This is a genomic window from Candidatus Zixiibacteriota bacterium (assembly GCA_035574315.1).
Classification (GTDB): Bacteria; Desulfobacterota; Binatia; order UBA9968; family UBA9968; genus DATLYW01.
In genome coordinates this window covers 1-21,758 of record DATLYW010000032.1, presented here as the reverse complement: position 1 = coordinate 21,758, position 21,758 = coordinate 1, and the positions used below count along the sequence as shown (strand labels likewise).

General features: G+C 63.0%; 22 protein-coding genes and 2 tRNA genes. 5 read left to right on the top strand and 19 right to left on the bottom strand.

The genetic code is table 11. From position 1 onward, the window contains the following. Positions 1 to 2: 2 nt before the first annotated feature. The 11 genes from tsf to tolQ form a co-directional block, all read right to left on the bottom strand. On the bottom strand, positions 3 to 611 hold the full coding sequence (tsf, locus tag VNN77_11130; GenBank protein HXG51947.1) for a translation elongation factor Ts: 609 nt from the start codon (positions 609 to 611) through the stop codon (positions 3 to 5). A gap of 5 nt (positions 612 to 616) precedes the next feature. Then, positions 617 to 1,402: a 30S ribosomal protein S2 gene (gene rpsB / locus VNN77_11125; GenBank protein ID HXG51946.1), complete on the bottom strand. Its 786-nt coding sequence runs from the start codon at positions 1,400 to 1,402 to the stop codon at positions 617 to 619. Positions 1,403 to 1,634: 232 nt separating this feature from the next. Further along, the gene (rho, locus tag VNN77_11120) at positions 1,635 to 2,930 is read right to left on the bottom strand and encodes a transcription termination factor Rho (GenBank protein ID HXG51945.1); all 1,296 of its coding nucleotides are present in this window, start codon (positions 2,928 to 2,930) and stop codon (positions 1,635 to 1,637) included. A 326-nt stretch (positions 2,931 to 3,256) separates the two neighbouring features. Then, positions 3,257 to 4,279 carry an RluA family pseudouridine synthase gene (locus tag VNN77_11115; protein HXG51944.1) on the bottom strand — a complete coding sequence of 341 codons (1,023 nt, stop codon included), beginning with the start codon at positions 4,277 to 4,279 and terminating at the stop codon, positions 3,257 to 3,259. Between the two features lie 37 nt (positions 4,280 to 4,316). Further along, the gene (locus tag VNN77_11110) at positions 4,317 to 5,249 is read right to left on the bottom strand and encodes a bifunctional riboflavin kinase/FAD synthetase (protein ID HXG51943.1); all 933 of its coding nucleotides are present in this window, start codon (positions 5,247 to 5,249) and stop codon (positions 4,317 to 4,319) included. A 179-nt stretch (positions 5,250 to 5,428) separates the two neighbouring features. Next, positions 5,429 to 6,208, bottom strand: coding sequence for a tol-pal system protein YbgF (ybgF, locus tag VNN77_11105; GenBank protein ID HXG51942.1), 780 nt, complete (start codon positions 6,206 to 6,208; stop codon positions 5,429 to 5,431). Between the two features lie 91 nt (positions 6,209 to 6,299). After that, a complete protein-coding gene (gene pal, locus VNN77_11100) occupies positions 6,300 to 6,734 on the bottom strand; it encodes a peptidoglycan-associated lipoprotein Pal (protein ID HXG51941.1) in 435 nt (144 codons plus the stop codon). A gap of 210 nt (positions 6,735 to 6,944) precedes the next feature. Beyond that, positions 6,945 to 8,255 carry a Tol-Pal system beta propeller repeat protein TolB gene (gene tolB / locus VNN77_11095; protein HXG51940.1) on the bottom strand — a complete coding sequence of 437 codons (1,311 nt, stop codon included), beginning with the start codon at positions 8,253 to 8,255 and terminating at the stop codon, positions 6,945 to 6,947. Between the two features lie 4 nt (positions 8,256 to 8,259). Then, positions 8,260 to 9,219 carry a cell envelope integrity protein TolA gene (tolA, locus tag VNN77_11090; protein HXG51939.1) on the bottom strand — a complete coding sequence of 320 codons (960 nt, stop codon included), beginning with the start codon at positions 9,217 to 9,219 and terminating at the stop codon, positions 8,260 to 8,262. Positions 9,220 to 9,225: 6 nt separating this feature from the next. After that, complete coding sequence (tolR, locus tag VNN77_11085) at positions 9,226 to 9,648, bottom strand: protein TolR (GenBank protein HXG51938.1); 423 nt, start codon at positions 9,646 to 9,648, stop codon at positions 9,226 to 9,228. Between the two features lie 15 nt (positions 9,649 to 9,663). Further along, a complete protein-coding gene (gene tolQ / locus VNN77_11080; protein HXG51937.1) occupies positions 9,664 to 10,404 on the bottom strand; it encodes a protein TolQ in 741 nt (246 codons plus the stop codon). Between the two features lie 111 nt (positions 10,405 to 10,515). On the opposite strand from tolQ, the gene VNN77_11075 reads away from it, so the two are divergent. From VNN77_11075 to VNN77_11060, 4 genes are all read left to right on the top strand, one after another. After that, a complete protein-coding gene (locus VNN77_11075) occupies positions 10,516 to 11,694 on the top strand; it encodes a phosphoglycerate kinase (GenBank protein ID HXG51936.1) in 1,179 nt (392 codons plus the stop codon). After that, the gene (tpiA, locus tag VNN77_11070; GenBank protein ID HXG51935.1) at positions 11,694 to 12,455 is read left to right on the top strand and encodes a triose-phosphate isomerase; all 762 of its coding nucleotides are present in this window, start codon (positions 11,694 to 11,696) and stop codon (positions 12,453 to 12,455) included. Before VNN77_11075 ends, tpiA begins: the two co-directional genes overlap by 1 nt. Before the next feature lie 35 nt (positions 12,456 to 12,490). Further along, positions 12,491 to 12,871 carry a preprotein translocase subunit SecG gene (gene secG, locus VNN77_11065; GenBank protein HXG51934.1) on the top strand — a complete coding sequence of 127 codons (381 nt, stop codon included), beginning with the start codon at positions 12,491 to 12,493 and terminating at the stop codon, positions 12,869 to 12,871. 16 nt (positions 12,872 to 12,887) lie between these two features. Beyond that, a tRNA-Leu gene (locus tag VNN77_11060) sits at positions 12,888 to 12,974 on the top strand. A 90-nt stretch (positions 12,975 to 13,064) separates the two neighbouring features. Here VNN77_11060 and VNN77_11055 read toward each other — a convergent pair. Continuing rightward, positions 13,065 to 13,349 (bottom strand): DUF4236 domain-containing protein, encoded by a 285-nt coding sequence (locus VNN77_11055; protein ID HXG51933.1) that lies wholly within the window; start codon positions 13,347 to 13,349, stop codon positions 13,065 to 13,067. 204 nt (positions 13,350 to 13,553) lie between these two features. Between VNN77_11055 and VNN77_11050 the strand changes: the two genes are divergently transcribed. Next, positions 13,554 to 13,757 (top strand): helix-turn-helix domain-containing protein, encoded by a 204-nt coding sequence (locus VNN77_11050; GenBank protein ID HXG51932.1) that lies wholly within the window; start codon positions 13,554 to 13,556, stop codon positions 13,755 to 13,757. Positions 13,758 to 13,785: 28 nt separating this feature from the next. On the opposite strand, the gene VNN77_11045 is transcribed toward VNN77_11050, so the two are convergent. The 7 genes from VNN77_11045 to VNN77_11015 form a co-directional block, all read right to left on the bottom strand. Continuing rightward, positions 13,786 to 15,249, bottom strand: a complete 1,464-nt coding sequence (locus VNN77_11045; protein HXG51931.1) for a UbiD family decarboxylase — start codon at positions 15,247 to 15,249, stop codon at positions 13,786 to 13,788. Between the two features lie 109 nt (positions 15,250 to 15,358). Beyond that, entirely contained in the window at positions 15,359 to 16,765 is a 1,407-nt protein-coding gene (locus VNN77_11040) for an MBL fold metallo-hydrolase (protein HXG51930.1), read from the bottom strand. A 59-nt stretch (positions 16,766 to 16,824) separates the two neighbouring features. Then, positions 16,825 to 18,726, bottom strand: a complete 1,902-nt coding sequence (gene ftsH, locus VNN77_11035; GenBank protein HXG51929.1) for an ATP-dependent zinc metalloprotease FtsH — start codon at positions 18,724 to 18,726, stop codon at positions 16,825 to 16,827. Positions 18,727 to 18,844: 118 nt separating this feature from the next. Continuing rightward, positions 18,845 to 18,933: transfer RNA gene (locus VNN77_11030), tRNA-Ser, on the bottom strand. 122 nt (positions 18,934 to 19,055) lie between these two features. After that, a complete protein-coding gene (gene serS, locus VNN77_11025) occupies positions 19,056 to 20,327 on the bottom strand; it encodes a serine--tRNA ligase (GenBank protein HXG51928.1) in 1,272 nt (423 codons plus the stop codon). Beyond that, positions 20,327 to 20,704 carry a YraN family protein gene (locus tag VNN77_11020; GenBank protein HXG51927.1) on the bottom strand — a complete coding sequence of 126 codons (378 nt, stop codon included), beginning with the start codon at positions 20,702 to 20,704 and terminating at the stop codon, positions 20,327 to 20,329. Before VNN77_11020 ends, serS begins: the two co-directional genes overlap by 1 nt. Continuing rightward, the gene (locus tag VNN77_11015; GenBank protein HXG51926.1) at positions 20,701 to 21,435 is read right to left on the bottom strand and encodes a ribonuclease HII; all 735 of its coding nucleotides are present in this window, start codon (positions 21,433 to 21,435) and stop codon (positions 20,701 to 20,703) included. Before VNN77_11015 ends, VNN77_11020 begins: the two co-directional genes overlap by 4 nt. Between the last annotated feature and the right edge of the window lie 323 nt (positions 21,436 to 21,758).

Here is a 21,758-nt window from a genome sequence, read left to right as displayed (position 1 = left end):
CGCTAGCTCTTCTGCAAGCCCTCTCCGAGGTGATAGCGCGCGAATCTGCGAACCTGGATGTTTTCTCCCAGCCGCGCGATCGCCTCGGCGAGAACGTCCGACACCTTCTTGTCCGGATCCTTGATGTAGGCTTGTTCCAGGAGGCACACTTCGGAGTAGAAACGTTCGAGCTTGCCCTCGACGATCTTCTCGACCACCTTTTCCGGCTTGCCCGATTCGAGCGCCTGGCGTCGATATATCGCTCGCTCGCTTTCCACCTCCTCGGCCGGCACGTCCTCCGGCCTGATGTAGCGCGGGTTCGCGGCCGCGATCTGCATGGCGATGTCCTTCAAGAGGTTTTGAAACTCCGCGGTCCTAGCGACGAAATCGGTCTGGCAGTTGAGCTCCACCAGGACCCCGATCTTCCCCCCCGGATGCACGTACGCCCCGATCGCCCCGTCGGCCGCGACGTTGGCGGCCTTTTTCGCCGCGGCGGCGAGGCCTTTTTGGCGGAGGTACTCGACGGCCTTCTCGAGATCGCCCCCCGACTCCGCCAGCGCCTTCTTGCAATCCATGATTCCGGCGCCGGTTTTTTCCCGAAGCTCCTTGACGGTCGCTGCGCTCACTTCCATCGCGATCAGGCTCCTCCCGCGGACGTCTGCTCTGCCGGAGCGGGCTCCGGCGCCGGGCCGCCGGACGGCGCCTCGCCGGCCGCTTCTCTGGCGAGCGACTGCTCGTAGAGAGCCTTCCCTTCGATGATGGCGTCCGCCATGGCCGAGCAGAACAGGCGAATCGCGCGGATGGCGTCGTCGTTGCCGGGAATCTTGTGGTCGACCAGGTCGGGATCGCAGTTGGTGTCGATCACGGCGATGACGGGTATGCCGAGCTTTCTCGCTTCGCGGACGGCGATTTCCTCCTGCTTGGGGTCGATGACGAAGATCGCGTCTGGAAGCTTTTTCATCCCCTTGATCCCGCCCAGGGCCTGCTCGAGCTTCTCGCGCTCGCGTTTCAGGCCCAGCATCTCCTTTTTCGTGAGCGCTTCCACGATTTTCGGGTCGTTTTCCATCTCCTCGAGCTTGCGCAGGCGCTCGATGCTCTGCCGGATCGTCGTGAAGTTCGTGAGCGTCCCGCCCAGCCAGCGGTTATGGACGTAGAACATGCCGCATCGTTCGGCTTCCTCCTTGATCGCGTCCTGGGCCTGTTTCTTGGTTCCGACGAACAGGATGTGGCCCCCGGACGCGGCCAGGTTGCGGACCACAGCTTCGACTTCCTTGAACATCGACACGGTCTGCTGCAGGTCGATGATGTGAATGCCGTTGCGGGCGCCGAAGATGTACGGCTTCATCTTCGGGTTCCAGCGACTGGTCTGGTGGCCGAAATGCACTCCGGCCTCCAGCAACTGCTTCATCGAGATTTCAGCCATGAACGCTTGTCTCCTTTGGTTTCAGCCTCCCCTGTCGTCTTCTCTCCCCCGGACCCCATGGGCACCTCGGATGGGAGATCGGGCAGGGTGTGGAATGTTCGGCACTGGTACAGGCCGCATGCGGGCGCACCTGCGCCGCCGGGTGGCGGCTCGGTCGACCGAAACGGCAGCCTTGCGTTTTTTAACAAAGATCGGTCGGGCACGCAAGGCGAGAGGACCGGAAAGCAGGCTTCTACTGGTTCATCGACTCGAGGAATTCCTTGTTGCTCTTGGTACCGCGCATCTTGTCCAGCAGGAATTCCATCGCCTCGACCACGCTCAGCTGGGACAGCACTTTCCGCAGGATCCAGATGCGGTTGAGGTCTTCCTTGGCGATGAGCAGCTCTTCCTTCCGCGTCCCGGACTTGTTGATGTCGATCGCCGGAAAGACGCGCTTGTCCATCAGCCGGCGGTCGAGGTGCACTTCCATGTTGCCGGTGCCCTTGAATTCCTCGAAGATCACCTCGTCCATCCGGCTGCCCGTATCGATCAGAGCCGTGGCGATGATGGTCAGGCTGCCTCCGTCCTCGATGTTTCTCGCGGCCCCGAAGAATTTCTTCGGCTTGTGCAGCGCGTTCGAATCGACGCCTCCGGAGAGGATCTTGCCGCTCGGCGGCACCACCGTGTTGTAGGCGCGCGCGAGGCGCGTGATGCTGTCGAGCAGGATCACGACGTCCTTGTTGTGCTCGACCAGACGCTTGGCCTTCTCGATCACCATCTCCGCGACCTGCACGTGGCGAGTCGCCGGCTCGTCGAAGGTCGAGCTGATGACCTCGCCGTCGACCGAGCGCTGCATGTCGGTGACTTCTTCCGGCCGCTCGTCGATCAGCAGCACGATCAGGATCACCTCTTTGTGGTTGTGGGCGATGGCCTTGGCGATGTGCTGCAGCATCATCGTTTTGCCGGTGCGGGGCGCAGCGACGATCAGACCGCGCTGCCCCTTGCCCACGGGCGTGAGCAGATCCACGATCCGGGTCGTGAAGTCGTCCGGCTGGTACTCGAGCTTCAGCCTCTCGTTGGGATAAAGGGGCGTGAGGTTGTCGAAGAGGATCTTCTCGCGGGCTTTTTCGGGATCCTCGTAGTTGATCGATTCCACCTTGAGCAGCGCGAAGTAACGCTCGCCGTCCTTTGGCGGCCGGATGTGCCCCGAAATGATGTCACCGGTCCGCAGATTGAAGCGGCGGATCTGGCTCGGCGACACGTATATGTCGTCCGGCCCCGGGAGATAGTTGTAGTCCGGCGCCCTCAAGAACCCGAATCCGTCGGGAAGTGTTTCCAGGACGCCTTCGCCGTAGATGTGGCCGTTCTGCTCCGTTTGCGCCTGCAGGATCGCAAAGATCAGCTCCTGCTTGCGCATGTTGGCCGCCCCTTCGATGTTGAAGTTTTTCGCGATCAACGCCAGATCGCTGATCTTCTTTTCCTTCAACTCCTTGAGGTTAAGGCCCTTGAGGTTGGGGCTGCTCTCTTCCGTGGCTTCGGGTTCGGTCACTCGGGTTCTCCCACGGACCATATGTTATACCTCTCCTTTCGTCACCTGAGCGACGTGTTTAATGGCGTACGATCGTCTGCGCGTCAGGGTTCGTTCGCGTCGAATGATAAGCGCTGCTCAAAAAGGGTCACTCCGATCGATCCGTCGTGGAATTGCCGCATGCTCCAACGCCGTGACAGGCACGGCAACCGGGACGACACGCTCTTACATGGAGATGCAAAGGCTTAATTTGGAGGCCCAAACCAACTTTAGATCGGATTGCCGAGCGCTATTGTCAAGAGTGGGGGTTGATTCAAAGAGACCGCTGAAACTGAATGAAGCTTATTTCAAAATGCCGTTCTTGTCAACCCCTTGGACGCCGTGCCATCGACCTGCCCGGAGGCCCGATCTTCAAGCGCTCTTAGAAGCTCGGCCATGTCCTCGGGAACGGGAGCGTGGAACTCTACAGCCTGGCCGGTCCGCGGATGTTCGAAGCCAAGACGCTCGGCATGCAGCGCCTGGCGGGGAAACGAGTCCAGGACCGCGATTCCGGTAGCCTCGCGGCGCCTGCCCCCGTATACGGGATCGCCGACGATCGCGTGGCCCCAATCGGACAGATGCACGCGAAGCTGGTGCGTGCGGCCGGTTCGCGGCCTGAGGCGCAACAGCGTAACCCACACGTCGCCCCTTCGTCCGCGGGCCACGGCAAACTCCCTCTCGACCGTCCATTCCGTCACCGCCTCCCGCTTGCGGGCGAGCGCGTGGAGGCTCGACATCCGCTTTCGGTCCGAGCGATGCCGCCCGATGGGCCGGTCGATCACCCCGCTCGCCGAGCCCATTCTTCCCCACACCAGCCCGAGGTACTCCTTGGCGACCCGGCGGCTTTTGAACTGACGCGCCAGGCGCGTGTAGGCGAGATCGTTTTTCGCGACCACGATGACCCCCGACGTATCCTTGTCCAGCCGGTGAACGATCCCCGGCCGCCGCTCCCCGCCGATTCCCTGGAGGTCGGGACAGTGGTGGAGGAGCGCGTTGACCAGCGTTCCTCGCCGCTGCCCCCCGGCAGGATGAACCAGCATTCCCGCGGGCTTGTTTACCACGATGCAATCCTCGTCTTCGAAGAGAACGTCGAGCTCGATGGCCTCCGGTTCGATGGCCGGCGCCGGGCGGGCTGCGGGTCGGCGGATCTCCACGACGTCATGAAGCTTCAAACGCGTTGCCGGCTTGGCCCGCGCCCCGTTGACCGTCACCAGCCCCGCCGCTATCAGTTTCTGCGCCGCTGCCCGGCTGATTGCCTCGTCCCCTGCGACCTGCGCCAACCGGCGTGCAACGAAAACGTCCAGACGCACCCCCGCCGCGGCGGCTTCCACGAAGCTCCGATCGACGGCACCGGCTTCTTCGCCGCCCTCAATCGCCTGCCGCGATGCAATTGAGGATTGCCCGCGCGCGTTCGACGTCCGTTTCCATCTGGCGGATGAGGTCTTCGACGTTGTCAAACTTCCTTTCTTCCCTGATACGCTTGACGAACGAGAGCGTTACGGGTTCTTCGTAGATGTCCCGGTCGAAATCGAAGATAAAGCATTCCACTGTCCTCGGACCGGCTCCGAAGGTCGGGTTCGTGCCGATACTGGTCACGCTTGGCCATTCCCGCTCCTCTACCCGGATCAAGGTGGCGTAGACTCCGTCCGCCGGGAGCACTTCCGTACGGCTCGCCACGTTGGCGGTGGGAAAGCCCAGGTCCCTGCCGCGGCGGTTGCCCCCCACCACCCTTCCCGAGATGAAATGATAGCGGCCGAGCATTTCTTTCGCTTCTTCGACTTCCCCTTCCTCGATCAGGCGCCGGATACGCGAGCTGCTGATGCGGCTTCCCTTCCACATGATGGGCTCGACCACTCCGACCTCGAAACCGAGGCGCTCCCCCCAGCGGATCAGGTCATCAACCCGTCCCCTCCGTCCCCGCCCGAATCTCAGGTCCCGTCCCACCCAGAGCTTCTGAACCTTCAGTCGCCCGGCCAGGAAATCCGCCGCAAAGGTCTCGGCCTCGATCCTCGAGAACTCCACGTCGAAATTCTGTATGACGACGGCGTCAACGCCGAAGGACTGCAACAGCCGCATCTTGTCCTTGTGCGTGAGCAGGAGTTTCGGCGCCCGGTGGGGCGCCAGCACCTTGAGCGGGTGCGGCTCGAAAGTCAGCACCACCGCCGGGCAGCCGCTCTTGCGGGCGTCCGCCACTGCATTCCGCAACAGCGCCTGATGACCCAGATGGATCCCGTCGAAATTTCCCATGGTCACCACCGACCGGGGAAACGGCAACTTATCGAGGTGACGGATGACCTCCATGATACGAAAAGCCCGGGCCAGGCGTGTCGCCTGGACGGCCGGAGACCGCAAGCCCTCCCGGGCGGCGGAGCGTCGATCCTTACGCGACGCGGGGCGGGCCGCGCTACCCCACGGCAGCCTTTAACGGGAGCAGGAAAAGGATTTCGGGCCTGAGGCAAGCCGGCAAATGCGGCCGGCCATCACGACTCCAGAGATTTCAGTCGTTGCTTTGCCCGTGCCGCCTCGGGAGCTTGGGGGTATTTTTCGATGACCTCCTGAAGGATCAACCGCGCGTTGACCTTCTCTCCCAGCTCGGCGAATGCGAACCCCTGTTTCAGGAGTGCCGCCGGCGCCTTGTCTCCCTGCGGGTAGAGCCGGCGAACCGCGTCGAATTCCAGGATCGCCTGATCAAATTCGCGAAGCGCGTAGTATCCCTCGCCGATCCAGTATTGGGCGTTTGCAGCCAGCTTGCTCTTCGGGTGCTTTTTGAGAAACTCCTTGAACCGCGCGATGGCGGCCCGGTAGTCCTTACGCTCCATCAGGCGCCAGGCGGCGTCGTAGTCTTGCTTGACCGCCTCCGTCTCGGCGAGGCCATCCCCCACGGCCCCGGGTGCGCCCGCGTCCGAGCGCCCTCCCTGCCCCGCCTGTACCGCCTCCTGGAGCCGCTTGATCTCCTCTTCGCGACTCTTGAGGAGCGCTGCCTGCGCCTTCAGCTCTTCATCCAGCTTCGCCAGCCGGGCTTCGAGCTGCTTCAACCGCTGATCCCCTTCTCGAGTGGACCTGCCGAGCTGCCGACCGACCTGCTGTTGCATTTCCTCCACTCGCTCGCGGACCGCCCTCGTTTCGCGTTGCGTCTCCTGGAGCGTGGCGCGCGTGTCGGCCAGGCTCGCGCGGACCGATTCGAGGTCGCTCCTGAGGCTGCTCATATCGGCCCGCAGGCGCCGTTGCTCTCTCTCGACCAGCTCGATTTGTTGAGGCATAGCGCAGCTCGAGACCGCGGCTCCGACCAAACCGAGCAGGATGTAAGCTCCGAAATTCATGCGGCGAAAAAGACCGGCTCGAGTCACCGGTTCATGATGCCGGCCGCGCGGTGATGATCACGAATCGCGCCCGGCGGTTCCTCTGGCGGCAGTCCTCGCTCTGCTCCCGGCATACCGGGATCTCTTCCCCATAGCTGATCGTCGACAGCCGGTTGGCCGCAATGCCCAGGCTCACCAGGTAGTCCTTTGCCGACTGGGCGCGCTTGGCGCCGAGCGCCAGGTTGTACTCGTTGGTGCCCCGATCGTCGCAGTGCCCTTCGATCTCTACCCGCGCCCCCTGGTTGCGCTTCAGCCATTCCGCATTGGCCTTGAGCGTGTCGCGTGCATCGGCCCGAAGGTCGTACCGGTCGAAATCGAAGAAGATGTCCTTGAGAGGTCCGCTCGTAGCGGCCGATTTCCCCTGCTGGAGGCTTTCCAGGCTCGAACCGGAGCCGAGCGTGGACTCGCTGCCGCCTTTTTGGCCCATCCCGGCACCCTGACCTCCCCCGCCTGCAGAAGGGCCCGCTGAAGGCGCTGGCGCCGCTGGCTTCGGGGTCGATGACGGGGCACAGGCCGAAGACGCCAGCAGAAAAGCCCACACGGCCGAATAACACGCCATTTTAAATGTATTCAAGGCCTTTACTCCTTTGTGAGGGAATTCAAGCCATTGAGGTCGCTGTACATGAATTGAAGAGACTTAGTCTAACCGAGGGGACCAGCTCGGTTTTGTATCATCTCCACCCGACCCTGTCAATCGGCGCTGGTTATCTCCGTTGGCTTGCATCACGTAGAGGTGGTAGCGACCGGCACGATTGGAAGAGAAGACCAGGAACCTGCCGTCGGGCGACCAGGCGGGGTCTTCGTTATCCGCGGAATTATTCGTCAGTCGGGTCGGTTCGCCGCCGTCCACCCCGATGGTGAAGATCGAAAAACGACCCCCTACCCGGCTTATGTAAGCGATCTTGTCGCCCTTGGGAGACCAGTCCGGCGAGGTGTTGTAACTCCCGGTATAGGTGAGCCTGCGCGTCCTGCCGCTGGCCACGTCCAGAATGTAAAGCTGAGGAGAGCCGCTCCGGTCCGAGACGAAAACCAGTTGCCGCCCGTCCGGAGACCATGCGGGGGAAACGTCGATCCCGGGGTCGTCCGTCAGGCGCCGTACGATGTTGCCCGAACGATCGAGAAGGTAGAGATCCGTATTGCCCCCCCTCTCCAGCGACACGGCGACGAATTGTCCGTCCGGAGACCATTTCCCCCCCAGATTCAGACCGGTTCGTGAGGAGAACTTTATGTCTTTGCCGCTGAAAAGCTCGAAGAGGTAGAGGCTCGGGTTTCGGTCCTTGAAGGACGTGTACAGGATTGCCCTGCCGTCCGGCGTCCAGGAGGGCGACAGATTGATCGTGCGATTGTTGGTGACCTGGTACTTTTCGCTGCCGTCGAGATGGGCCACGTAGATCTCCTTGAACCGTCCGCCGCTCGTCGATACGTATGCGATGCGCGTGTTGAAGATTCCCTGCACGCCGGTGAAGACCCGGATGATCTCGTCGGCAAACTTGTGGGCGATTCGCCGGTAGTCCCTGGCCCGACCGACGTAACGCTTGCCGATCACCTCCTTGGCCTGGGTGACGTCGAACAGGCGGAGCTCCACCGTCAGCTCCTCCCCCTGGACCATGAACCGGCCTTTGACCAGCCCTTCGGCCCCGATCGTCGACCAGTCCCGAAAGTCGAAAGTCCCGAGAGTGTCGCCGCTCCGCTGCGGGTGCTCGATGTACGCCGCCCGATCGATGACGCGAAACCAGCCCGAAAGGTCGAGGTCGTAAACGATCGTGTCCGCGATTCCTTCGGATAGCTTTCCGGGATCGCCGCTCCCCATGTTGCGCAGCGGAGAGATCGCAATCGGATATTTCGGAATCCCGGGTCCGATGATCTCGAACTTCGTCGACTGGGCTTCCGCCCTCGTTGCAAGCATCAGCCACGCGGCGCAGAGAAGCGCGATCGATTTCCCTTTCACGAACTTATCCCCCCAGATCCTTCGGTCGAAACGTCAGCTCGACGTCGGAAAAATCCTTGCGCAGGCTTTCAGGCGGAGAGGGGAGCGGATTCGACTTTCGAACCGCGCGCAGCACCGACTGATCGAACGACGGATCGCCGGAGGCCTGGACAATCTTCAGGCCCGAGATCTCCCCGGTTTCCTTGATATTGAAACGCACGACGACCTTGAGGTCGTTTTTCAATCCTGCCCAGGCCCAGTTCTGCTTGATCGTGCTGAGCATCTTGTTCTGGTAGGCGATGAACTCGATGCCCTTGGCGATTCCGCCGCCCCTCCCGCCGGGGCCCAACGCAGCTGCTCCTTCCCCCTCCCCCGGTCCTGAGCTGATCGTCTCGCCCTTGTTCGAGGTAGTTTTCTGTTTGGAATCGGCCCGCTCACGGATACGCTCGAGCGCAGCCTGGATCAGCTTCTCCCGCGCGGTTTCCGAGAGGCCTTTTTTGGTTTCGGCCGCGCTTTCGGTTTCCGCTTCCCGCTTCGCCGGCTCCTTTTTCGGCGCGCTCTTGAGCGCAATGCGCTCTTCTTCCCTCTCCGGCTTTGGAGCTCTGGTTTTCTCCGGCTTTTCGGCCTTTGCTTTCTCCGCCTTTTCGGTTTTCGCTTTTTTGGGCTCCGCTTTCTTTTCCGGGACAGAAGCCTCGGCCCGTTCGCTCGCCTTCGCTGGGGGACGCGGCCTGGTCCGATCGGGCAGCTCGGTCCCGAAGTTCCGCCCGCCGATCCTCTCACCGCCGACGAGATCGACCGTGTAGACCGGCGGCGAGGCGGTTCTGGGAGAAGAAGGAAGAAAGGGCGCCACGAACATCGCCGCGATCAGCACGCCGTGGATCACCAGCGAGACCAGCAGCCATTTCGATATGCTTTCCTCGCCTTCGCTTTCGCGTGCCGGTCGGTCCCGCAGGCTGGTCAATCGCCGCGATGGCTCTCCGGCCATGGAAGCCTAACCCTCCTCGGAATCTGGACGAGTCACCATCCCCAGCCGTTCGATGCCGGCCTGCTTGATCGCCGCGATCGTCTTCATCACCACGCCGTAGCGCACGTTCTGGTCGGCGCGGAGATAGACCTGCTTGTCGGCTTGCAGCCGCCGAATCGCGCTCAGCTTTTCCCGCAGCTCCTCCGGCGAGACGAGATTGTCGTTCAGGTAGATTCTCCCGTTTCTGGCGACCGTCACCACCAGATGCTCCTCGGTTCCCGGGATGGCGCCGGCACGCGCCTGGGGAAGATTCACTTGAACCCCCTGCTGGATGATCGGCGCGGTGACCATGAAGATGACCAGCAAGACCAGCATCACGTCCACCAGCGGGGTAACGTTGATCTGCGCGATCGTCGCTCCGTCGCGCTGGGGAGAAGCATCGACTGCCATAGAGTCCTCTTGCGCCTATTTGAAGAAATGGCGCTCCGCGATATTCAGGAACTCGTGCGAGAAATTGTCCATTTCGACGGCCAGAACCTTGATGCGCTGGACGAAGTGATTGTAGGCCATCAGGGCCGGGATCGCGGCGGCCAGACCGACCGCGGTCGCGATCAGAGCCTCCGCGATCCCGGGCGCCACCGCCTGAATGCTCGACGAATGGGTCACGCTGAGGCCGCGAAACGCGTTCATGATCCCCCAGACGGTACCGAACAGCCCGATGAACGGGGCCGCGCTCGCGGTAGTCGCGAGAAAATTGAGGGATTTCTCGAGCTTCGTGATCTCGACGCTGGTCGCCCGTTTCATCGCCCGGGCCACGTTGTCAACCCCGCTCAACTCGGTCGTCAGCGGCTCTCCCGTCGTCGCTTCCTTCTTCGTTCGCGAGACCCGAACCAGCTCCTCGTAACCCGCGCGGAACACCTGGGCGACCGGGCTTGCTTTCAGCTCGCGGCTCGCCTCGTGAATGGAAGAGAGATTGCGGCGTTCCCAGAAAATGTCGATGAACTGGTCCGATTCCCGTTTTGCCTGCTTGACCTGCCGGTATTTGTAAAAAATAATGCCCCAGCTGACCACCGAGAAAAGGACCAGCAGATACAGGACAAACTGAACCACCGGCCCGGACCCGCGAACCAGATCCAAAATGCCGTGCTGCTGGACTCCCTGGATCCCGTTCTGGGCCAGCAATTGAAGGGGCCAGAGGAAAGACATCGTCTGAATCAAACGCCCAATTGAAAAAGTATTATAAGCCTTGTAATTAGTCAATTGCGAAATGCGCGGGCGCTCGTTTTTTGGCACGGTTGGCCGCAACCCGGAGCGTTTATGATCCGCACGATCCAGGAAATCGATCTACGGCAGAAAACCGTCCTGCTGCGCGTCGACTTCAACGTTCCCGTCGAGCACGGCAAGGTGACCGAGCCTCACCGCATCGACAGCGCGCTGCCGACCCTTCGGCTGATCCTCGAAAAGGCCAACAAGGTCCTGCTGGCCTCCCATCTCGGCCGGCCCGAGGGACGGGTCGTGCCGGAGTACAGCCTGGCGCCGGTTCGAGACTACCTCGAGACCGTCTTGAAAGAACCGGTCGTGCTCGCTCCCGATTGCGTCGGAAGCGACGTGGAGCGGCTGGTCCGCGAGTCGAGCGCACGGGTGATCATGCTGGAAAATCTCCGCTTCCACAAGGAAGAAGAAAAGAACGACCCGGATTTTGCGCGCGCGCTCGCTTCGCTCGCCGACGTCTACGTGAACGATGCCTTCGGCGCGGCCCACCGCGCGCATGCGTCGATCGCGGGGGTCGCTCCCTTTTTCCGGGAGAAGGCCGCTGGGCTTTTGCTCCAGAAAGAGATCGATTATCTCGGTCGCGTGCTCTCGAGACCGGAGCGGCCCTTCGTCGCCATCCTCGGCGGAGCCAAGGTTTCGGACAAGATCGGCGTCATCAAGAATTTGCTCTCGCGGGTCGATACCCTTTTGATCGGGGGCGCCATGGCTTACACCTTTCTCAAGGCGCGAGGAATAGAGATCGGCGCTTCGCGAGTCGAAAACGACAGGCTCGGGCTGGCAGCGGATCTTTTGACCGAGGCCGCCGGAGCCGGAATCGCCCTGTTGCTGCCGGTCGATCATGTCACGGCCGACGCCCGCAAGGAGCACCCGGAAGTGCACGGCCCCGGAATTCCTCAGGACCGAATCGGCCTCGACATCGGGCCCGAGACGATCGAGAAGTTCGCCGCGGAGATTCGCAAGGCCAGGATGGTGCTGTGGAACGGTCCGCTCGGCATGTTCGAGACCAGGCCTTTCGACCGCGGCAGCGCCGCCATCGCCAAAGCCGTAGCCGAAAGCCCGTCGCGGCCGGTGAGCATCATCGCCGGGGGCGACACGGTGGCCGCGGTGACCGCCGCCGGCTTACAAGACCGTATGACACACCTCTCTACCGGCGGCGGCGCCACGCTCGAGTTTCTCGAAGGTCGCACGCTTCCCGGAATAAAGGCGCTCGAAGAGCAGGCGTGATGCGGCCGCTGATCGTCGGCAACTGGAAAATGCACGGGACGCAGGCCGGCGCCTTCAGGCTCGCCCGTGCGATCGCCCGGAGCCTGCAGCGCCGACGGCCCGTCGCGGAGGTGGTTCTCGCACCGCCGTTCACGGCCCTGGCCGTCGCGCGCACCGCGATTCGCCGCGGCCCCATCCGGCTCGCCGGACAAAATTGCTGCTGGCAGGAGGCCGGAGCGTTCACCGGCGAGGTGAGCCCCGTGATGCTCCGCGATCTCGGCTGCGCGTTCGTCATTCTCGGCCACTCGGAGCGGCGGCGTCTCTTCGGCGAGAACGACCGGCTCATCGCGCAAAAGCTCGCCGCCGCCCGGAAAGCCGGCTTGCGTCCGATCCTGTGCGTCGGGGAGACTCTGGCCGAACGGCGAAAGGGGCTGACCGGCGGGGTCGTGACGAGACAGCTCAACGTTGCGTTGAAGGGCCTCGACAAAAATGATATAGGCAAAGTCGAGATCGCCTACGAACCGGTTTGGGCGATCGGAACCGGCCGCAACGCGACTCCCGAGCAGGTTGGCGAGGTGCACCGGCGGATCCGCCGCTGGGTCGAGAGATTTTTCGGCGCCGCCGCGGCGGGCCAGACACGAATCCTCTACGGCGGGAGCGTCAATGCCGAGAATGCGCCGCTGCTGGCGTCGGTGCCGGAGGTCAACGGCTTTCTCGTGGGAGGCGCAAGCTTGCAGGCAGGGTCCTTTCTCTCGATCGTCCGCTGCTACGGTGATCGGTAAGAATTCGATGTCAAGGTTCATCGGAGTATAAAGAAATGGTCGTCGTCGTTACGATCATCCACGTCATTGTGAGCATCGGCCTCATCCTGGTGGTGCTGCTGCAGACCGGCAAAGGAGCCGAGGTCGGAGCTGTTTTCGGTGGCGGCTCGAGCGCGACGATTTTCGGCAGCAGCGGAGCCGGGAATTTTCTCACCAAGCTGACGACGGGAATGGCGATCGTCTTCATGATCACCTCCCTCACGCTGGGCTATTTTGCCGGCAGGCGTCCTTCGTCGACCATCTTCGACAGCCGGACGCCGGCGGTCGAGCCACGTGCGACACCTCCGGCTGCACCGTCACCCCAGCAGGGACAGCAAGCCCCGGCCGGCGAGGCGGCCCCAGTGCCGCCTTCACAAACCGAGGCACCGAAGCAATAGCAACAAGAGATCGAGAGCGAGGATGGCGGAATAGGCAGACGCGCTAGTTTGAGGGGCTAGTGCCGGAAACGGCGTGGGGGTTCAAATCCCCCTCCTCGCACCAATTTTCCCGCCGCCGATCAGTCAGCTCGCGAGCACGCAGTCAAAGTTCAGAAAACCCGGAAAAGCACGAACCGGGAACTTTGATTGCAGGTCATCCGCCAAAAATCCGCAGCAGCGCGAGCAGGCCGACGACGATCACGAGGATCGCCGGCCAGCTCAATCCCCGGCCGGTGGAGTCCTGATCAGCCGGCTCGGTCGCTCCGGGAAGCATCCGGCGATAATAGATTCCGTGACGTCCGGCGTGGACGTAAGGACGTCCCCGTGAATCGACGCCGATTCGCGCGCCCTTCAACCCCGCGGAAATCCCGACCCCCGATTTGCTGAAGTTGATCCTGATCGGGCCGAGAGAAACCGACTTGCGAATATAGAAACCCATCGTAAGCCTTGCCCTTTTCGGTGTGCCGCTGGGGGAGTTTCAATTTTTGTCAGCTCCACGAAACAGCCGGCGATTTTTGCGCTTCGAACCCCGTCGCGGCGCCCCATCAATAGCACCGCAGTCCTTTTAATTCAAAGCCTTACGGGCCGGCCGGTGGGTGGCATATGGCTTGCGACAATTCAGTTGGATTCAGGAGCAATTATGATGAAGAAACCTGAAAGCGCCATCAAGCTGCTTACACTCGCGGAAGCGGCGTCCATTCTGAAGATTTCCAAGCGAACCCTGCACCGGATGATCCAGCACAGGCAGATCCCGGCCTTCAAGGTCGGGGGTCAATGGCGCATTCTGGAAAGCCGCTTTCAGGAGTGGGTCCAGGAAGAAGAAGAGAACACCTCGAAGTCCGGCTAACGACCTTGCGCCGCGGACGGCTCGGCGCTCACGCGTTCTTGAAGCCGTATTTTTCCCAGTTTTTGACCACGCGCTCCCGTATTTCCTCGGGCCACAGGTTCTCGAACGTAGCCTTGGTGGGGATCGACTCCTGCGGCCAATCTTTCGGCCAGGTGCAGTCGAAGATGACCCCGGCGGCGTCCCCGATCAACCTCTCCCGGGGTGGCAGAAACGGCAGCAGCACGGGGAAACCAGGATTGTGCGGCACCTTGTGAATGCCGTTGACCGGATGGCATTTCGTGGTCAAAGCGTGCAGCACCTCATCCATGTTCGTGGGATCGACGTCGGCGTCCACGATGACGATGTAGTAAGTGAAAAGCCCGGGCTTGGTCGCCCAGACCGCATGAGCCACGCGCCGGGCGAAGTTCACGAACGGCACCTCGGTGGAGACGACCGCCATGTGACCGACTGCATGGGGCGGGCAGAAAACCCCCTTGACGGGCAGTCCCATTCGTTTGAGCTCCCCGTAGATCTCCGCGCCCTTGATCAGGGCCGTCGCGGTCTGCCCTTCGTGAACAGGCATGCCCATGTTGGAAAACGGCAAAATCGGGTCCTTGCGGTGCGTGATGGCTCTGACCTTCAAGACCGGCTTCGGCGATGACTTCCCCGCCTCATATCCCATGTACTCGCCGAACGGCCCCTCCATCCTTCGCTCGTGCGGCAGCACTTCGCCTTCGAGAACGATCTCGGCGCTCGCCGGAACTTCGAGATCCACCGTTTCACACTTGACCAGGGGGATCGGCCGGCCCTGCAGCGCCCCCGCGATCTCGACCTCGTTCACGTGCGGCGGAAGCTGAACGCAGCTTACAATGGGAATGACAGGCTGGCCGCCAATGGCAACCGCCACCGGCATGGGGCGGTTCATGGCCTCGTACTTCTGGTACATCTGACCGATGTGCTGCTGCAAAGGGAAAAGGCAGCCAAGGGTGTTCCGATCATGAACCATCAAGCGGTACATCCCCCAGTTGACCCAGTCGCTGTCCGGGTCTTTGGTGATCACGGTGTGCCACGTTCCGATATACCGCCCCCCGTCGCCGCCGTGAATGAGCGGGATGGGAAACTTGAGAACGTCGACTTCTTCCCCGACCACAACGGTCTCCTTGCAAGGGCCGGTTCTTACCAGCTCCGGTTTTATCGGCTTTTCCTTGCGCTCGAGATAGGCCTGCATGATTTCCCTGGCGCCGGATCCCGGGCTCATTCCCAAGGCGAGCGCGGTTCTCGCGAACAGCGAGTGGCCGCGCCTCTTGCTCGGGCCCAGCGGCGCCCCGAGCGCCCGAAAGCCTTCCGGATACCCTTTGACCCGCTCGAACAATGCGGCGGGCGCTCCGAGATCGTAGCAGCGCCGCGTGACGGCGCCCATTTCGAGCTTCCAGTCGACTTCCACCCCGATGCGTTGCAGCTCGCCGTGCTCGTCGAGAAGGTCGAGGTAGTCTCTGAGGTCGTCGATCTTCATCACGTCTCCTCCGGAAGGGTTCTACCGTTCATGCCCGGGCGCAACCCAATGCTCTTCGGTCGGGGGTCCCCGGTCCACGCCCGAGCCTCGAACCGGAAATCGGAACCTTTTATTGCAGCACAACCTTGTCGCCGCAAGCGGGAATGGTCACTCGCCAGCGGAGACGCTCTCGAATGACCCGCGCCAGCGCCTGCGCGGCGGCAGGCTCTCCATGGACCACGTACGCCTGGCGCGGCGGTTCCTCGAATCCCTCGAGCCAGTTCAGGATCTCCGCCTGGTCGGCGTGCGCTGAAAAACCGTCGATTGTCTCGATCCTCGCCCGGACCGGAACGAGCCGGCCGAACATCTTGATCTCCTTCGCTCCCTGCTGAAGCTTCTGGCCCCGCGTGCCGGCGGCCTGATAGCCGACGAAGAGTACCACAGTTTTGGGATCGGGCAACCGCTGCCGCAGATGGTGCAATACCCTGCCGCCGGTCGCCATTCCGCTCGAGGTCAGCAGCACGAACGGTCCCTGGAGGTCGTTGATCGCTCTCGACTCTTCCTGGGTCCGATGGATAAAAAACCTGCGGCTGTAGAACGGACTGGTCTTCTTGTCCATGAGCAGCTTGAGGTCGAGATCGTGCTCCCCCGGGTGACCGCAGTAGATTTCGCTCGCGTTGATCGCCATCGGGCTGTCGATGTGCACCGGCAGAATCGGAATCCGGCCCTCCTCCTCGAGCTTGCGGATGGCGTAGATCAGCTCCTGGGTTCTACCGACGGCAAACGAGGGAATGATCAGGCAACCGCCCGCATCCGCCGTATTGCGGATCACGCGAGCCAGCTCCTCCTCGGGATCCGGCGCATGGAGGCGGTCACCGTACGTGGACTCGACGAGCAGCCAGTCGGCCCGCCGGACGGGCTCGGGGTCCCTCAGGATCGGCCGGTGGTAACGGCCGAGGTCTCCGGAATCGACCAGAACGCTCTTCCATCCCGTATCGCACGAAACCTGCGCGGCCGCAGCCCCCAGGATGTGCCCCACCGGCGTAAAGCGCAGCTCCAGGCTGGCTCCGATCCGCACCGTGGCTCCGCTCCTGACGGGACAGAGAAGCCGCAGCGCACGCTCTGCATCCTCTACCGTATAGAGCGGCAACGCGGGCCGATGCCTGGAGTACCCTTCCTTGTTGGCGTAGCGGGCCTCTTCTTCCTGGAGATGCGCGGAATCCAGGAGAAGGATCTTCAGCAAATCGCAGGTCGCCGGGGTGGCGTACACCGGGCCTCGAAATCCCCTCGCCACCAGTCTCGGAAGGTAACCCGAATGGTCGATATGAGCGTGGGTCAAGGCCACCGCCGTCAGACGCTCGACGTCGAACGGGGGCGGCATCCAGTTCCGGAGCCTCAGCTCTTTCAAACCCTGGAACAGCCCGCAGTCCAGGAGAAGCTGATCCGTCCCGTGCTCGAGAAGAAACTTCGAACCGGTCACCCCGCCCGCGCCCCCGAGAAAGGTGAGCGCCGGGCGTTCACGAGCCGGCGGATTCATCCGTGCTCACCATCATGCACCGCTCCACGGCCGGAAGCCCGGCCTCCGCGCCGCGGTTCTCAGGAAACGGGCGCCGGCGGCCCGCCCGCCGGACGCGATTCCTGCTTGCCATACGCTTTCAGGATCTCCTGCAGCTCCGGCCTTTCCACGACCTCTTTTTCGAGCAGTCTGCGGGCCAGCTCCTCCAGGGCTTCGCGATGCGAGCCCAGGCACTGCCGGACCTTCTCGTGCGCCTGCGACAGCAGCGCCTTGATTTCCTCGTCGACCAGACGGGCGGTTTCCTCGCTGTATTCCTTCGGCGAGCGGCTGCCGTTGGGCAGAAACAGCGGGGCACGCTGCCCCTCGAGCGCGACCAGCCCGAGGCGCTCGCTCATGCCGAACTGGGTAACCATCGTGCGAGCGATCTCGGTTGCTTTTTGCAGGTCGTTCTGCGCTCCCGTCGAAACGTCGCCGAAGATCATCTCTTCGGCCACCCGGCCGCCGAGCAGGACATAGATCCGCGCAAGCAGCTCGGAGCGCGTCATCAAATACCGGTCCTCCGTCGGCAACTGCTGCGTGTAGCCCAGCGCCGCCACGCCTCGCGGGATGATCGAGATCTTCGATACCGGGTCGGCGCCCGGGACCAGCTCGGCCACCAGAGCGTGGCCCGCTTCGTGGTGCGCCACCGTCTTTTTCTCGCGCGGGTTCATCACGCGGTTCTTCTTCTGCAGCCCGCCGATCACCCGCTCGATCGCCTCGTCGAAATCCGCTGTCGTGACGGCCTCCTTCCCCTGCCGCGCCGCGAGCAGCGCCGCCTCGTTGACGATGTTCGCCAGGTCCGCTCCCACGAACCCCGGCGTCTTGGAAGCGATCTGCCCCAGATCCACGGAAGGCGCAAGCTTGATCTTCTTCGCGTGCAGCCGCAGGATCTTTTCCCGTCCCCTCACGTCGGGACGATCCACCAGCACCTGCCGGTCGAAACGCCCGGGGCGAAGCAGCGCGGCGTCCAGGATCTCCGGCCGGTTGGTCGCCGCCATGATGATGACCCCCTGGTTGGGATCGAAGCCGTCCATTTCCGCCAGCAGCTGGTTGAGCGTCTGCTCGCGCTCGTCGTGGCTGGCCAGCACGTTCATCCCGCGCGCCTTGCCGAGCGCGTCCAGCTCGTCGATGAAGATGATGCTTGGCGCGTGCTGCACCGCCTGGCTGAAAAGGTCCCGCACCCGCGCCGCGCCCACGCCGACGAACATCTCCACGAAATCCGAGCCCGAAATGCTGAAGAACGGCACGCCCGCCTCGCCCGCGACAGCCCGCGCGAGCAGCGTCTTACCGGTCCCGGGAGGACCGACGAGGAGGACGCCTTTGGGGATCCGGCCTCCGAGCCGCTGGTATTTCTGCGGCGTCTTCAAGAATTCCACGACCTCCGCCAGCTCCTCCTCGGCCTCGTCGATGCCCTCGACGTCGTCGAACGTGACGCCGGTCTTCTTCTCGATGTAGACCTTGGCCTTGCTCTTGCCGATCTGCATCAGGCCGCTGCCGGTCCCCATCTTTTTGAACAGGTAGCTCCAGAGCAGGAAAAACAGCACGACGGGCACGACCCAGGAAAGAACCACCGATATCCACTCGTTGGTCGTCTCGCCCTTGAAGGAGATGCCCGCGCGCTCCAGATCCCGCACCAGATCGTCGTCCTGCACCCGTACCACGACGAACGGCAAGGGTGCCTTCCCCTCGCGAAACTCCTCCCCCAGGGCCTTGAAGCGCTCCGGCGGCATCGCCTGCTTGATCGCCCGCGGGCTGATCTCGCCGCGGATCGTATTCTCCCCGACCACGAGATTCGAGACCTGACCGTTGTGCACCAGCGCCTTGAACTGGCTGTAGTTGATCGTCTCCAGCGAAGGCGCGGCGAAGTAATGCTGCAGGCCGATCACGAGCAGCAGCGCGAGAATGAAGTAGCCGATCGAAAACCGTTGTCGGCGCTTCTGCATGTCTACCCCCGATCTAGCAGGCCCCGCCGCCTCCCGACGAAAAGGCGCCGGGCCGAGTTTCGGCGATTCGGCAAAGGGTGAGCTTCATGCGACTGCGCAGGCGACAGATTCGGAACAGTGGCGGAGGGGGCGAGATTCGAACTCGCGGTCCACGGAGTGGACGCCGGTTTTCAAGACCGGTGGTTTCAACCGCTCACCCACCCCTCCGATAAGGCGCGCCGTCCGGAGAGTCGGAGTTCGTGGTTCTTGCGCACCGGCGAAACATCGTTCCCGGATCAGAATATCGGCTCGCACCGGCGTATACAAGCGCGAGCGGCCCGCCCGTACTGTTACGCGATTCGCTCCAGGCCATCCAGGTAAGGACGCAACGCCGGAGGGACGACCACGCTGCCGTCCGCCTGCTGGAAGTTCTCCAGCACCGCCACGACGGTTCGCCCGACGGCCAACCCGGAGCCGTTCAACGTATGCACGAACATTGGTTTGCCCCGCGTTTCCTTGCGGTAACGGATCTGCGCGCGGCGTGCCTGGAAATCCTCGAAGTTGGAGCACGAGCTGATCTCTCGGTACGTTCCCTGTCCGGGGAGCCAGACCTCGAGGTCGTAGGTCCTGGCCGCGCCGAACCCGAGGTCTCCGGTGCAAAGCTCCACAACGCGATAGGGAAGCTCGAGCCGGCGCAGCACCTCTTCGGCATCGCGCACCAAGCTCTCCAGCTCCGCGTAGGAGCTCTCGGGCTCCGTGAACTTGACCAGCTCGACCTTGTTGAATTGATGCTGACGGATGAGACCGCGCACGTCCTGCCCGTAGGAACCCGCCTCGCGCCGGAAGCACGGGGTGTAGGCGACATAGCGGATCGGCAGCTGCCCGCGTTCTAGGATCTCATCGCGGTGGATGTTGGTCAGCGGCACCTCGGCCGTCGGAATGAGATAGAGCTCCGGTTCGACGACGCGAAACAAGTCTTCCTCGAATTTGGGCAGCTGTCCCGTTCCGGTCATCACCTGGCGGTTGACGAGCAGCGGCGGCAGGACCTCTTCGTAGCCGTGCTCCTTGGCGTGGAGATCGAGCATGAAATTGATCAGCGCCCGTTCGAGGCGCGCTCCGGCTCCCCGGTAAAGCGCGAAGCGGGCGCCCGCGATTTTGGCGGCCCGCGCGAAATCGAGGATTCCGAGCTCCTCGCCGATCTCCCAGTGGTTCTTCGGGGGAAAATCGAACGCGGGCGGCTCCCCCCAACGGCGCACCTCGCGGTTGTCCTGCGGCCCGCGGCCGACGGGAACGTCGGGATGCGGAAGGTTCGGGAGCCGCAGCATGAATTGCTCGAAGCGCTCCTCGATCTCCCGCAACGGGCCCTCCACGTCGCGAATGGCGTCCGACACCTCCTCGACCTCGCGCAGCAGAGCGCTCGCGTCGGCTCCGGCCTTCTTGAGCTTGCCGACCTCCGCCGAAAGGCGGTTCTTCCGCTCCTTGAGGCGCTCGAGCCGGGCGAGCGCTTCGCGGCGCTGCCGGTCCAGAGCCGCGAAGGCCTCCCAGTCGACTGCCGTCCCTCGCGTCGCCATCCGCTCCTTGACGCGTTCCAGGTCTTCGCGCAGAAGCTTCACGTCCAGCATCACTCCACCCTCACGCCTGCCTCGAAAGCGTTCTCGATGTGCTGCACCACCGGTTCCCGGCCGGACCAGGAGACGCCGACCACGTCGAACCGTGCTTCGCGGCTGTGAAGCTTCTTTTCCTGCAAGTACCACATCGCTGTTTTCACCATCTTTTGCTGTTTGCGCGGCGCAACCGCTTCCAGGGGGCTCCCGAAGCCGTGCCCCGACCGCGTTTTCACCTCCACAAAAACCACGACGCCCCCGTCGAGAAGGATGAGGTCGACCTCGCCGAGAGGACACCGGTAGTTACGTTCCACCGGCTTGTATCCTTTCGAGCGGAGAAACCGCTCCGCGATCCTTTCGCCTTCCCGCCCAAGAATGTCTCTGGCTCCATTCACCGGCGTGCTCGCAACAGCGGCAGGTCCGGACCGTCGCCGGCTGCCGCACACGCCTCGCGCACGGGCCTGAAGCTACGCCGGTGAAACGGCGAGGGGCCCAGACGGCGCAACGCCTCGAGGTGGGCCGCGCAGCCGTACCCCTTGTGCAGCGCGAAGCCGTATTCCGGATGGGCCTTGTCGATCTCGATCATCAACGCATCCCGCGCCACCTTGGCCAGGATCGACGCCGCGGCGATCGATACGCACACGCGGTCGCCTTTGACGACCGTCCTCTGGTGCGGCAGCACGCCGGAACGATAACGCTCGAAGAGCAGCTCCGGCCCGATCGTCTCCCTGCCGTCGATGAGGAGCAGATCCGGGAGCGGCCGCATCGCCAGGAGCGCCTTCGCCATCGCCAGCAGAGTCGCGCGCAAGATATTGATGCGGTCGATCTCTTCGACGCCGACGACTCCGATCCCCCAGCCGATCGCGTCGCGTTTGATCGCGTCGGCCAGCGCCTCCCGCCGTCCGGGCGCCAACAGCTTCGAATCCTTGATCTCGGGGTTTCTGTAGCCGCGCGGGAACACGACGGCGGCCGCGACCACGGGTCCCGCGAGCGGCCCCCGGCCAACCTCGTCGAGCCCCGCGACGCAGCGAAAGCCCTGCGAAAACGCCCGCTCCTCCAGCGCCCCGGCCGGAGCAGGCGCGCCGGCCGACCCCGGCAGCGGAATCTGCAGGTGCTTCGCCGGCATCACGCTACCTTTACGATGGGCTTCACCGGCACGTAACCATCACAAAAGGTCCCCGGACAGTAAACGCTTCAAATCCGCCGAAGCAACACACTTACGAACCACTAATAAGCCAAAAGGGCGGCGAACTGCAAATGTTCCGCCCTGGCGCCAGCCATTCTGGCATTGCCGAGCCCCTTGTGTTACTAGAACTTATCTCAAAATTGTTTTAGCAGGACAGCGATAGACGCTAACTGGACAAAGCCGAGAAAGTTTTGGGCATAGTATTCCCAGCGAACCAGGAGACGACGTTGCCATTGAATCCACGCAAAAAAGCGTTCCACGAG

Excerpts from the sequence above, each read along its gene's own strand:
- tsf (HXG51947.1), bottom strand. The coding sequence starts at position 611 with ATGGAAGTGAGCGCAGCGACCGTCAAGGAGCTTCGGGAAAAAACCGGC.
- rpsB (HXG51946.1), bottom strand. The coding sequence starts at position 1,402 with ATGGCTGAAATCTCGATGAAGCAGTTGCTGGAGGCCGGAGTGCATTTC.
- VNN77_11110 (HXG51943.1), bottom strand. The coding sequence starts at position 5,249 with ATGGAGGTCATCCGTCACCTCGATAAGTTGCCGTTTCCCCGGTCGGTG.
- ybgF (HXG51942.1), bottom strand. The coding sequence starts at position 6,208 with ATGCCTCAACAAATCGAGCTGGTCGAGAGAGAGCAACGGCGCCTGCGG.
- pal (HXG51941.1), bottom strand. The coding sequence starts at position 6,734 with ATGGGCCAAAAAGGCGGCAGCGAGTCCACGCTCGGCTCCGGTTCGAGC.
- tolA (HXG51939.1), bottom strand. The coding sequence starts at position 9,219 with ATGGCCGGAGAGCCATCGCGGCGATTGACCAGCCTGCGGGACCGACCG.
- tolR (HXG51938.1), bottom strand. The coding sequence starts at position 9,648 with ATGGCAGTCGATGCTTCTCCCCAGCGCGACGGAGCGACGATCGCGCAG.
- tolQ (HXG51937.1), bottom strand. The coding sequence starts at position 10,404 with ATGTCTTTCCTCTGGCCCCTTCAATTGCTGGCCCAGAACGGGATCCAG.
- VNN77_11075 (HXG51936.1), top strand. The coding sequence starts at position 10,516 with ATGATCCGCACGATCCAGGAAATCGATCTACGGCAGAAAACCGTCCTG.
- tpiA (HXG51935.1), top strand. The coding sequence starts at position 11,694 with ATGCGGCCGCTGATCGTCGGCAACTGGAAAATGCACGGGACGCAGGCC.
- secG (HXG51934.1), top strand. The coding sequence starts at position 12,491 with ATGGTCGTCGTCGTTACGATCATCCACGTCATTGTGAGCATCGGCCTC.
- VNN77_11055 (HXG51933.1), bottom strand. The coding sequence starts at position 13,349 with ATGGGTTTCTATATTCGCAAGTCGGTTTCTCTCGGCCCGATCAGGATC.
- VNN77_11050 (HXG51932.1), top strand. The coding sequence starts at position 13,554 with ATGAAGAAACCTGAAAGCGCCATCAAGCTGCTTACACTCGCGGAAGCG.
- VNN77_11045 (HXG51931.1), bottom strand. The coding sequence starts at position 15,249 with ATGAAGATCGACGACCTCAGAGACTACCTCGACCTTCTCGACGAGCAC.
- VNN77_11040 (HXG51930.1), bottom strand. The coding sequence starts at position 16,765 with ATGAATCCGCCGGCTCGTGAACGCCCGGCGCTCACCTTTCTCGGGGGC.
- ftsH (HXG51929.1), bottom strand. The coding sequence starts at position 18,726 with ATGCAGAAGCGCCGACAACGGTTTTCGATCGGCTACTTCATTCTCGCG.
- serS (HXG51928.1), bottom strand. The coding sequence starts at position 20,327 with ATGCTGGACGTGAAGCTTCTGCGCGAAGACCTGGAACGCGTCAAGGAG.
- VNN77_11015 (HXG51926.1), bottom strand. The coding sequence starts at position 21,435 with ATGCCGGCGAAGCACCTGCAGATTCCGCTGCCGGGGTCGGCCGGCGCG.